Origin of the sequence: Streptomyces sp. NPDC127595 (assembly GCF_042671685.1) — a bacterium.
Taxonomy (GTDB): domain Bacteria; phylum Actinomycetota; class Actinomycetes; order Streptomycetales; family Streptomycetaceae; genus Streptomyces.
Window position 1 is genome coordinate 603,751 of the sequence record NZ_JBHXWK010000001.1, and the last position, 11,499, is coordinate 615,249.

The 11,499-nt window shown below is 70.6% G+C and carries 7 protein-coding genes; 6 read left to right on the forward strand and 1 reads right to left on the reverse strand.

All coding sequences use genetic code 11. The features are described from left to right. Nucleotides 1-44 precede the first annotated feature (44 nt). From ACFVKT_RS02610 to ACFVKT_RS02620, 3 genes are read left to right on the forward strand one after another with little or no spacing between them, the layout of a single operon-like run. Nucleotides 45-1,280 carry a glycosyl hydrolase gene (locus tag ACFVKT_RS02610; RefSeq protein WP_385726762.1) on the forward strand — a complete coding sequence of 412 codons (1,236 nt, stop codon included), beginning with the start codon at nt 45-47 and terminating at the stop codon, nt 1,278-1,280. Nucleotides 1,281-1,306: 26 nt separating this feature from the next. Next, nucleotides 1,307-3,307 (forward strand): endo-beta-N-acetylglucosaminidase, encoded by a 2,001-nt coding sequence (locus ACFVKT_RS02615; protein ID WP_385726763.1) that lies wholly within the window; start codon nt 1,307-1,309, stop codon nt 3,305-3,307. A gap of 32 nt (nt 3,308-3,339) precedes the next feature. Then, nucleotides 3,340-6,357 (forward strand): alpha-mannosidase, encoded by a 3,018-nt coding sequence (locus tag ACFVKT_RS02620; protein ID WP_385726765.1) that lies wholly within the window; start codon nt 3,340-3,342, stop codon nt 6,355-6,357. A gap of 593 nt (nt 6,358-6,950) precedes the next feature. Here ACFVKT_RS02620 and ACFVKT_RS02625 read toward each other — a convergent pair. Next, on the reverse strand, nt 6,951-7,685 hold the full coding sequence (locus ACFVKT_RS02625) for a FadR/GntR family transcriptional regulator (protein WP_385726767.1): 735 nt from the start codon (nt 7,683-7,685) through the stop codon (nt 6,951-6,953). Between the two features lie 196 nt (nt 7,686-7,881). Here ACFVKT_RS02625 and ACFVKT_RS02630 point away from each other — a divergent pair, with 196 nt between their 5' ends. The 3 genes from ACFVKT_RS02630 to ACFVKT_RS02640 are packed head-to-tail and all read left to right on the forward strand — an operon-like array spanning nt 7,882 to nt 11,475. Further along, nucleotides 7,882-8,955: a sugar ABC transporter substrate-binding protein gene (locus tag ACFVKT_RS02630; protein ID WP_385726769.1), complete on the forward strand. Its 1,074-nt coding sequence runs from the start codon at nt 7,882-7,884 to the stop codon at nt 8,953-8,955. Further along, nucleotides 8,955-10,448 (forward strand): sugar ABC transporter ATP-binding protein, encoded by a 1,494-nt coding sequence (locus tag ACFVKT_RS02635; protein ID WP_385726771.1) that lies wholly within the window; start codon nt 8,955-8,957, stop codon nt 10,446-10,448. The genes ACFVKT_RS02630 and ACFVKT_RS02635 overlap by 1 nt, the downstream gene beginning before the upstream one ends. Beyond that, the gene (locus ACFVKT_RS02640; protein ID WP_385726773.1) at nt 10,441-11,475 is read left to right on the forward strand and encodes an ABC transporter permease; all 1,035 of its coding nucleotides are present in this window, start codon (nt 10,441-10,443) and stop codon (nt 11,473-11,475) included. Before ACFVKT_RS02635 ends, ACFVKT_RS02640 begins: the two co-directional genes overlap by 8 nt. Nucleotides 11,476-11,499 lie beyond the last annotated feature (24 nt).

Below are 11,499 nucleotides of genomic sequence, written 5' to 3' on the forward strand. Positions count from 1 at the left end.
ACCTCCCCGGACCTTTCCGTACATCCGATCCGCAAGGAACCCGCATGCCTGCTGCCGTGCGCTTCGGCGTCAACTACACCCCGAGCGTCGGGTGGTTCCACCACTGGCTCGACTTCGACCTCGACGCCGTACGCGCCGATCTCGACTCGATCGCCGCGCTCGGCCTGGACCACATCCGGGTCTTCCCGCTGTGGCCCTACTTCCAGCCCAACCGCACCCTGATCCGCCCGCGCGCCGTCGAACAGCTCGTCGCGCTCGCCGACGCCGCCGCCGAACGCGGACTCGACGTCAACGTCGACGGTCTGCAGGGGCACCTGTCGAGCTTCGACTTCCTGCCCGCGTGGACCCAGACCTGGCACCGGCGGAACATCTTCACCGACCCGGCGGTGGTCGAGGGGGAGGCCGAGTATCTGCGGGTGCTCGCCGCCGCGCTCGCCGACCGGCCGAACTTCATCGGCATGACGATCGGCAACGAGGTCAACCAGTTCGCGGCCGGGCCGCATCCCGACCCGGACCGCATCACGCCGGACCAGGCGGGGGCCTGGCTGCGGCGGCTGCTCGACGCCTGCGAGGAGGGCGCGCCGGGCAAACTGCATCTGCACGCCTCGTACGACGCCGCCTGGTACCAGGACGACCAGCCGTTCACCCCCGAGCACTCGGCGCGGCTCGGCGCGGTCACCGCCGTGCACTCCTGGGTGTTCAACGGCACGGCTCAGCGCCACGGCCGGACCGGCGTCGCCACCGAACACCACGCCGCGTACCTCATCGAGCTGTCCAAGGCGTGGGCGGAGGACCCGCACCGTCCGGTGTGGCTCCAGGAGGTCGGCGCGCCCGCCCCGCTGATCCCGGCCGGGCACGCGGCGGCGTTCACCGAGGCGACCGTCGCGAACGCCCTCGACTGCACCGACGTCTGGGGCGTCACCTGGTGGTGCTCGCACGACGTGAGCCGCGACCTCGCCGACTTCCCCGAACTCGAGTACAGCCTCGGCCTGTTGACCAACGACCGGCGGCCAAAGCCCGCCGGTGAGACCATCGCGCGCATCATCGAGGAGCGGCGCGCATACGCACCCGCACCCCGGACCACGGCGCTAGTGGTCGAGACCACTTCGGGCGGCCGTTCGGTCTGTGCTCCGGGTGGGCAGGTCTTCGAGGCCTTCGCCCGGTTGACCGCCGGCGGGGTCCGTCCCACCACCGTTCTCGCGAGCCGCGCCGAAGACAAGGAACACCTGGCGGCCCGTGGCATCACCGAAGTCGTCACCCCCGAACAGGTCAACGAGTAGCCCCCCACGACCATACGGAGCACGCAGTGAACCTCAGCAGACGCACCGTCCTGCTCGCCGGAGCCGGCGTCGCCGCCGGACTCGTCCCCGGCCTCGCCGGTACGGCCGTCGCCGCCACCCGCGACCTCCAGCCGTACGCCTCCTACTGGTACCCCGACTCACTGCCCGCCGGCACCCCGGGTACCGGCATCACCTGGCGCAGCCTCAAGACCTGGAGCGCCGCGACCGACGCCGACCTGGCGTTCAACGCCTCCTCCGTGCCGCTCGCCGCGCGCTTCACGCCCACCCCGGCGAACACCACCGCCCGCACCGACCAGGCCCGCATCCAGTCCCTCGTCTCCTTCGGCCCCACCGCGAGCAACCCCTCACAGGGCGCGGCCACCGCCGACTACTACGCCCTCACCCACTGGGCGTACGTCGACGAACTCATCTTCTGGGGCGGCTCCTCGGGCGAGGGCCTGATCCTCGCCCCGAACGCACCCATCGTCGACGCGGCCCACCGCCACGGCGTGCCCGTCCTCGGCAACATCTTCCTGCCGCCCGCCGCCTACGGCGGACAGCTCCAGTGGACCCGCGACCTGGTCCAGAAGGACGCCACCGGGCACTACCCGCTCGCCGCCCAACTCGTCGCGGTCGCCGAGGCATACGGCTTCGACGGCTGGTTCGTGAACGCCGAGACGAGCGGCGGCAACGCCGCGCTCGCCACCGACATGCTCGGCTTCCTGCAGGAGCTCAAGGCGCTCAGCACGGCGAAGGGGCAGCGGGTCACCTGGTACGACTCGATGACCGTGGGCGGCTCGGTGAGCTGGCAGGGCGCGCTCAACAGCCAGAACCAGACCTTCTTCCAGTCCGCCGACTCCATGTTCATCGACTTCCGCTGGTCGCAGACCACCCTGGCTTCATCGGGCACCCTGGCGGGGCAACTCGGCCGCAACCGCTACGAGTTGTGGGCGGGCGTCGATGTCGAGGCCAGCGGCACCAGCAAGTCGGTCAACTGGAACGCGATCGTGCCGACCACCGGGGCCCATGTCACCTCCATCGGCTTCTACCGGCCCGAGTGGACCCGCAACCACCTGCCCGCGAGCCGCACCCCCGGCGACTTCCACGCCTCCGACGACCTGTTCTGGACCGGTGCCACCCTCGACCCCTCCAAGCCCAACCTGACGGCCACCTGGCGCGCGCCGGCCGTCTCCGTCGCCGACCGCTCCACCGTGACAGCCGTCCCCTTCGCGACCGCCTTCAACACCGGCCACGGCCTGAAGTGGTACGAGGAGGGCACGGCGACCTCCGACACCGCCTGGAACCACCTCGGTCTCCAGGACCGGCTGCCGTCCCGCCGCTGGGTGGTGCGGACCACGGGCCAACGCCCCGCCGTCACCTTCGACTTCGCGGACGCCTGGCGCGGAGGCAGCAGTGTCCTCGTCGACGGCGCCCTCGACGCCCCGACCACGCTGGACCTCTACGGGACGCGGCTGCCGCTCGGCCCGGACACCGTGGTCGAGCTGACCCACCGCGCCGACTCCGGAAGCGTGCAGGTCGAGCTGGCCGTCGCCACCGCCGAGCCGGACGCCGCGGGAGGCGCGCCTCCGTACACGTACTTCCCCGTGAGCACGGGCGACGGCTGGGAGACTTCCACCGTGCAGCTGACGGGACTGTCGGGAGAGATACGTGCCATCGGCGTCCGGCTCACCGCGATCAGCGGTCCGGTGCGCTGGCGGCTCGGCGGGCTCGCGGTACGCGACGAGGTGGTGACCCCCGCCGAGCCGACCGGCCTGCGTGTCACGGACGCCGACACGGGCAACCTGCGCTTCGCCTGGGACGCCGTCCCCGGCCCCGTACGCCACTACGAGCTGTACCGGACGCTTCCCGACGGCACCCGCCGCTTCCTCGGCGCCACCGGCCAGCGCGCGTTCTACGTCGGCGGTCTCGTCCCCGAGCAGGGAGAGACCGAGGCGCGGTTCGAACTGCGTGCGGTGGGGGAGCTGTTCACCGTCTCGACTCCCACCACGACCACCCACACCTGGTAGCAGGCACCACCCTCACCCCACGGAGCACTCTCATGCATGACGACCGCACTCTGGTCGAAGCCCGCCTCAAGCGCGTTCTCGACGAGCGCATCCGTCCCGCCGTGTACCCCGAGTCCGTACCGCTCGAGGTCGCGGTGTGGCACGCGCCCGGCGAGCCGGTGCCGGTGGCCGAAGGACTGGCCGCCACGACGGAGCCGATCGAGGTGGGCGCGCGGTGGGGTGTTCCGTGGGGCACCAGTTGGTTCCGGGTCACCGGGACGGTCCCGGCGGCGTGGGCCGGACGGACCGTCGAGGCCCTGCTGGACCTCGGCTTCGACGAGAACATGCCGGGCTTCCAGTGCGAGGGGCTCGTCTACAGGCCCGACGGAACGCCGGTGAAGGGTCTCAACCCGCGCAACCAGTGGGTCCGGGTCGGCGCCCCCGCCGAGGGCGGCGAGGAGGTTCACCTGCACATCGAGGCCGCCTCCAACCCGGTCATCCTCGACTACCACCCCTTCCTGCCGACCCAGTTGGGTGACAAGGAGACGGCGGGCAGCGAGCCGCAGTACAAGCTGGAGCGGATGGACCTCGCGGTCTTCGACGAGAACGTGTGGCAGCTCGTCCTCGACCTGGAGGTGCTCGGCGAGCTGATGGCCGAGCTGCCGGTGGAGTCCGCGCGGCGCTGGGACATCCTGCGGGCCGTGGAGCGGGCGCTCGACGCCGTGGACCTCCAGGACGTCAACGGCACGGCGGAGGCGGCGCGTTCACGGCTGGCCGGGGTGCTCGCCGAGCCCGCCGTGCCCTCCGCGCACCGGATCAGTGCCGTCGGTCACGCGCACATCGACTCGGCGTGGCTGTGGCCGCTGCGCGAGACGGTCCGCAAGGTGGCCCGGACGACCTCCAACATGACCGCGCTCATCGAGGACGAGCCCGAGTTCATCTTCGCCATGTCCCAGGCCCAGCAGTGGGCCTGGGTGAAGGAGCACCGGCCCGAGGTGTGGGCGAAGGTCAAGAAGGCGGTCGCCGACGGGAGGTTCGTGCCCGCGGGCGGCATGTGGGTCGAGTCGGACACGAACATGCCGGGCTCGGAGGCGATGGCCCGTCAGTTCGTGCACGGGAAGCGGTTCTTCCTCGACGAGTTCGGCATCGAGAACGACGAGGCCTGGCTGCCCGACACCTTCGGCTTCGCCGCCGGACTGCCGCAGATCATCAAGGCGGCCGGCTCCAAGTGGCTGCTGACGCAGAAGATCTCCTGGTCGCAGACCAACAAGTTCCCGCACCACACCTTCCAGTGGGAAGGCATCGACGGCACCCGCATCTTCACGCACTTCCCGCCCGTCGACACCTACAACTGCTCCATGAAGGGCCGCGAGATCGCCCACGCGGCGAGCAACTTCAAGGACAAGGGCGTCGCCCGGCACTCCCTCGCCCCGACCGGCTGGGGTGACGGGGGCGGCGGCACGACCCGGGAGATGATCGCGAAGGCGGCCCGGCTCAAGGACCTCGAAGGTTCGGCGACCGTGGTGTGGGAGACGCCCGAGGAGTTCTTCAAGCAGGCGGAGGCCGAGTACCCCAACGCCCCCGTGTGGGTGGGCGAGTTGTACCTCGAACTGCACCGCGCCACGCTCACCAGCCAGGCGAAGACCAAGCAGGGCAACCGGCGCAGCGAACACCTCCTGCGCGAGGCCGAGTTGTGGGCGGCGACAGCGGCCGTACGGACGGGATCCCCTTACCCGTACGAGGAGTTGGACCGCATCTGGAAGACGGTCCTGCTCCACCAGTTCCACGACATCCTGCCCGGCTCCTCCATCGCCTGGGTGCACCGCGAGGCACGCGCCACCTACGAGCGCCTCGCCGGAGAGCTGAACGGCATCATCGACGCGGCCCAGCGCGCCCTGGCGGGCGAGGGTTCGGCCGAGCTCGTCTTCAACTCCGCGCCGCACCTGCGCGACGGCGTCCCGGCGGGCGGCGCGCGGACCCCGGCCGTCGAGGGAAGCACGGCCCTCGCGCCCCGCGTGGAGGGCGGGTTCGTCCTCGACAACGGGCTGCTGCGGGTCGGTATCGACGCGCGGGGGCTCGTCGTGTCGGCGTACGACATCGAGGCCGACCGGGAGACGGTCGCGCCCGGGCAGGCCGCCAACCTGCTCCAGTTGCACCCCGACTTCCCGAACATGTGGGACGCCTGGGACGTCGACGAGTTCTACCGCAACACGGTCACCGACCTGGTCGACGCCGACGAGGTCGTGCCTGGTGCGGACGGCGTGTCGGTCCGGATCGTCCGGTCCTTCGGCGCGTCGCGGGTCACCCAGGTGCTGTCCCTCGCACCGGGGGAGCGGCGGCTCGGCATCGACACCGAGGTCGACTGGCACGAGACCGAGAAGTTCCTCAAGCTCGCCTTCCCGCTCGACGTGCACGCCGAACGGTACGCGTCCGAGACCCAGTTCGGGCACTTCTACCGGCCCACGCACACCAACACGAGCTGGGAGGCGGCCAAGTTCGAGGCGTGCAACCACCGGTTCGTGCACATCGAGGAACCCGGCTGGGGCGTCGCGCTCGTCAACGACTCGACGTACGGGCACGACGTGACCCGGACCGTCCGTGACAGCGACTCCGGGACGACCACCACCGTGCGCGTCTCGCTGCTGCGCGCCCCGCGCTTCCCGGACCCCGAGACCGACCAGGGCGTGCACCGTTTCCGGCACGCGCTGGTGGCGGGCGCGGCGATCGGGGACGCGGTGCGCGAGGGATGGCGGATCAACCTGCCGGAGCGCCGGGTGACCGGCTCCCAGGCGGTCGCGCCGCTGGTGACCGTCGACCAGGACGCCGTAGTCGTCACGGCACTCAAGCTGGCCGACGACGGCAGCGGTGACGTGATCGTCCGCTTCCACGAGTCACGCGGTGCCCGTACGAGCGTCACGCTGACGACGGGCTTCGAGGCCACCGGCGTCACGGTGACCGACCTGCTGGAGCGCCCGCTGACGGACGCCACCGAGCCCGACCTGGACGGCGACCGCATCACCCTGCGCCTGCGCGCCTTCGAGCTGGTGACGCTACGGCTGACGCGGGCCTGAGGAACCCCCGGCATCGGGGGGGCCGGGCCGTGGCGACTGCGGCTCGCACCGACCGCGACATGCGGATCGCGGTTCGGCCGGTGCGGGCCGTGGTGGTCGTGGTTCGGCCGGTGTGGGCCGCGGTGAAGCCCGCTGGGTGCGGGCTGTGCTGGTCGTGGTGCAGTCGGTGTGCGTCGCGGTGGTCGTGGTTCGGCAGGTGTGGGCCGCTGTGACGCTCGCTGGGTGCGGGCTGTGCTGGTCGTGGTGCAGCCGGTGTGGGCCGCGGTGATCGCCGTTCGCCCGGTGTGGTCGCGGCGGTCGTGGTGCAGCCGGTGCGGGCGGTGATGATCGCGGCCCGCTCGGTGTGGGCCGCGACGAGGGCACTCAACCGGTGTGGGCCACGGCGATTGCGGTTCGCCGAATGTGGGTCGCGCTGATCGCGGCTCAACCGGTGTGGGCCGCGGCGATTGCGGTTCGCCGAATGTGGGTCGCGCTGATCGCGGCTCAACCGGTGCGGGCCGCGTCGTTCGCGGCTCGCCCCGAGCGGGCCGTGGTGACCGCGGTTCCGCCGGTGTGGCCGGCGGTGACCGCGGTTCAGCCGAGGTGGCCCGTGCTCAGCGCGGCTCGCCCGACGTGGGCGGCTCCGGCTCCGACGTGAGCTGAGCCCGCAGCCACTGTTCCACCTCACCCACGTGCGCGGCGGCGGCGGCCCTGGCCGCCTCCGGGTCGTGCGCGACGAGCGCCCGGTGGATCGCCGCGTGCTCGCGCCGGGTGCGCTCGAAGGCGCCCTCCTCCTGGTAGCCGCGCCAGACCCGGGCGCGGAAGGTGCGGGAGGAGAGGCCTTCCAGGATGGCCGCCATCGTCTCGTTACCGGCCGCGCCGGCGATGGCGCGGTGGAAGGCGAGGTCGTGCGAGAGGATCTCCTCCGGGTCGTCCGTCGCGTTCATCGCGGCGAGGTGTTTCTCCACGTCGGCGAGCTGATCCGTGGTGATCCGCGCCGCGGCCAGGGCGGTCGCCGTCGACTCCAGGATCCGCCGGATCTCAAGGAGCTCGACCAGGCGAGGACCCCGGGACAGATCGGCCACCACGCCGAAGGTCTCCAGGAGGTCCCCGGCCTCCAGCTGCGTGACGTAGATACCCGATCCGTGCCGCGCCTCCAGCACCCCGAGGACGGTGAGCGCGCGGATCGCCTCGCGCATCGAGCTGCGGGACATGCCCAGCTGGGCGGCCAGATCGCGCTCGGTCGGCAGTCGCTGGCCCGGCTCCAGCTTGCCCTCGCCGATCATCGCCTTGATCCGCTCGATGGCGCGCTGCGTCACGGTGCCCTTCTGCGGGGCGGGCTCGTCCACGCGATTTCCTCCTGATTGCCGGGTGCGCCGCAGTCTAACCACCCAAGTGGTCGGACCACTACGGCCGAAAGCAAGGAAAAGTTGGCTCCGAGGGGTGTTGTGACCCCGAAGTGGTCTGATAAATATTCGTCCCGGCTGGAAGAGGGACTCTCCGGCCACGCGTCCTGCTCGATATCGCTCAATGAGGAGCCGTCAGATGGCCGGCAGAACCGTGCGGAACAGGCGAATCTCGTCGCGAGCGGTGCGTGCGGCGGCTGCGGCCGCGTGCGCCACCCTCGTGCTCGCGGCTTGCGGAAGCACCAAGGACGATGTCGCCTCGGGCGACGCGGGAGGCGACGGAAACGGCAAGGTCGGGGTGATCCTGCCCCTGCTGACCTCGCCGTTCTGGCAGTCGTACAACGACTACGTGCCGAAGATGGCGGAGTCCGAAGGCGTGGACGCGCTCAAGACCGTCAACTCCAACAGCGACCCGTCGCAGCAGATCACCGACATCAACAACACGCTCAACCAGGGCGTCGAGGGCATCGTCGTGGCCCCCCTGGACAGCGCCGCGATCGCCGCGGGCCTGGACCAGGCCGAGCGCAAGGGCGTCCCCGTGGTCGCCGTCGACGTGGCGCCCGAGAAGGGCAAGGTCGCCATGGTCGTACGCGCCAACAACGTGGCGTACGGCGAGAAGGCCTGCGAGTACCTCGGGGCGCAGGTCAAGTCCGGCAAGGTCGTGCAGATCATGGGCGACCTGGCGTCCGTCAACGGGCGTGAGCGCTCGGAGGCCTTCCGCTCCTGCGTCAAGGAGAAGTACCCGAAGCTGTCGGTCCTGGAGATCCCCGCGAAGTGGGAGTCCGACACCGCGGCCTCCAAGCTGGACACCCTCCTGAACGCCAACCCCGACATCAAGGGCATCTACATGCAGGCGGGCGGCGTCTACCTCGCACCCACCCTGCAGACCCTCAAGTCCAAGGGAATGCTGAAGACCGTCGGCCAGGCGGGCCACATCACCATCGTCTCGAACGACGGCATCCCGCAGGAGTACGACGCCATCCGCAAGGGCGAGATAGACGCCACCGTCTCGCAGCCCGCCGACCTGTACGCCAAGTACGGCATGTACTACATCAAGGCGGCGATGCAGGGGAAGACGTTCAAGCCGGGCCCGACGGACCACGACTCCGAGATCGTCAAGCTGCCCAGCGGCATCCTCGAGGACCAGCTGCCCGCGCCGCTGGTGACCAAGGACAACGTGGACGACGCCTCGCTCTGGGGCAACACGGTCTGATGAGTACACCACTGGTGGAGGCACGGGGGGTGGCCAAGCGGTACGGCCCCACCGTCGCCCTCCAAGACGGCCAGCTCACCGTGCTCCCCGGTGAGTCGCACGCCCTCGTCGGCCGCAACGGCGCGGGCAAGTCGACCCTCGTCACCATCCTCACCGGCCTCCAGGCCCCCGACGAGGGCACGGTCCGCTTCGACGGCGAGCCGGCACCCGCGCTCGCCGACCGTGACGCCTGGCGCCGCAAGGTGGCCTGCGTCTACCAGAAGCCCACCGTCGTACCGGAGTTGACGGTCGCCGAGAACCTCTTCATCAACCGGCAGCCGACCGGGCGCGGCGGTTTCATCAGCTGGCGCAGGCTGAAGTCCGAGGCCGCGGAGGTCCTGGAGACCTGGGACGTGCACGTCGACCCGGACGCGCGGACCGCCGACCTCAAGGTCGAGGACCGCCAAATGGTGGAGATCGCACGGGCGTTGAGTTTCGGCGCCCGCTTCATCGTCCTGGACGAGCCGACCGCGCAGCTCGACAACCGCGAGATCGAGCGGCTCTTCACCCGTATGCGCGCACTCCAGGAATCCGGCGTCACCTTCCTGTTCATCTCGCACCACCTCCAGGAGGTGTACGAGGTGTGCCAGACGGTCACCGTCCTGCGCGACGCCCGCTGGATCACCACCGCGCCGGTCGCCGAACTGCCGCGCGCCGCGCTGGTGGAGGCCATGGCAGGAGAGGTGATCGCCGAGAAGTCCGTCCAGATGAGGAAAGTGGACCAGGAGGCGCAGGTCATCCTCGACGCCAAGGGGCTCACCTCGGACGCGTACGAGGACGTCGATCTCACCATCCGCCGCGGCGAGGTCGTCGGCCTCGCCGGCTCCAGCGGGAGCGGGAAGATCGAGCTGGCCGAGTCGTTCGCCGGACTGCACACGCCGACCGGCGGCACCGTTCAACTCGACGGCGGACAGCTCCCGTTCGGCGACGTACAGGCCACGCTCAAGGCGGGCGTCGGCTTCGTCCCGCGCGACCGGCACGACCAGGGCCTCGTCTCCGGGATGACCATCGGCGACAACGCCACCATGACCGTCCTGAACCGCCTGGGCCGCTACGGCTTCATCGGCACCGACCGCAAACGCGGCTTCGCCACCGAGCTGATCGACCGCCTCGACATCCACACCGAGGGCCCCGACCAGCCCGTCTCCGACCTCTCCGGAGGCAATGCGCAGAAGGTCGTCATGGCCCGCGCCCTCGCCTCCGACCCCCGCCTTCTCGTCCTCATCAACCCCACCGCGGGCGTCGACGTGAAGTCCAAGGAGTCCCTGCTGTCCCGCGTGGACAGCGCCAGCGAGGACGGCACCGCGGTCCTCGTCGTCTCCGACGAACTCGACGACCTGCGCCGCTGCGACCGGGTCCTCGTCCTCTTCCACGGCCGTGTCGTCGCCGAACATCCGGCGGGCTGGCGCGACCACGAGCTGATCGCCTCCATCGAAGGAGTGGACCATGGCTGACACGAAGGCCCCGTCGGCCTCGACCGCCACCCCCGTACGCGTGCCCGATCCCCGTGCCGCCAAGGCGGTACTGCTCCGCCGGGCACGCGAACTCGCCCTCGTACCAGCGCTGTTGCTGCTCCTGGTCCTCGGCGCGTTCGTCAACGACTCCTTCCTCACCGAGCGCAATCTGATCTCCATCCTGGGCGCCTCGGCGGCGCTCGCGATGGTCGTGCTCGCCGAGTCGCTCGTCCTCATCACCGGCAAGTTCGACCTGTCGCTCGAATCGGTCGTCGGTATAGCGCCGGCCGTCGGCGCGCTCCTTGTGCTGCCTGTCGCGTCCTCCGGCTGGGGCACGGAGTTCCCCGCCGTGGTCGCCATCCTCGCGATGCTCGTGGTGGGCGGGGTCGTCGGCGCCTTCAACGGCCTCCTGGTCGTGAAGCTCAAGCTCAACGCCTTCATCGTCACCCTCGCGATGCTGATCGTCCTGCGCGGACTGCTGGTCGGCGCCACCGAGGGCAAGACGCTGTTCGGGATGCCCGACTCGTTCTTCTCGCTGGCCACCACCACCTTCCTGCGCATCCCGATGTCGGTGTGGCTGGCCGCCGTCGCCTTCGGCGTCGCGGGTCTGATCCTCAGGTACCACCGCGTCGGACGCGCCCTGTACGCCATCGGCGGCAACCCGGACGCGGCCCGCGCGGCCGGTATCCGCGTGGAGCGCGTGATGCTCGGCGTCTTCGTCGTCGCCGGCGTCCTCGCCGCCATCGGCGGAATCATGCAGACCGGGTACGTCGGTGCGATCAGCGCCAACCAGGGCAACAACATGATCTTCACCGTGTTCGCGGCCGCGGTCATCGGCGGCATCAGCCTCGACGGCGGCAAGGGCACCATGTTCGGCGCCCTGACCGGCGTCCTGCTGCTCGGCGTCGTACAGAACCTGCTCACGCTCGCCCAGGTGCCGTCCTTCTGGATCCAGGCCATCTACGGCGGAATCATCCTGGTCGCCCTGATGATCGCCCGTGTGACCACGGGCCGCGCCCAGGACTGACACCCCGAACCGCAGGGGCACCCC

Excerpts from the sequence above, each read along its gene's own strand:
- ACFVKT_RS02610 (WP_385726762.1), top strand. The coding sequence starts at position 45 with ATGCCTGCTGCCGTGCGCTTCGGCGTCAACTACACCCCGAGCGTCGGG.
- ACFVKT_RS02620 (WP_385726765.1), top strand. The coding sequence starts at position 3,340 with ATGCATGACGACCGCACTCTGGTCGAAGCCCGCCTCAAGCGCGTTCTC.
- ACFVKT_RS02630 (WP_385726769.1), top strand. The coding sequence starts at position 7,882 with ATGGCCGGCAGAACCGTGCGGAACAGGCGAATCTCGTCGCGAGCGGTG.
- ACFVKT_RS02635 (WP_385726771.1), top strand. The coding sequence starts at position 8,955 with ATGAGTACACCACTGGTGGAGGCACGGGGGGTGGCCAAGCGGTACGGC.
- ACFVKT_RS02640 (WP_385726773.1), top strand. The coding sequence starts at position 10,441 with ATGGCTGACACGAAGGCCCCGTCGGCCTCGACCGCCACCCCCGTACGC.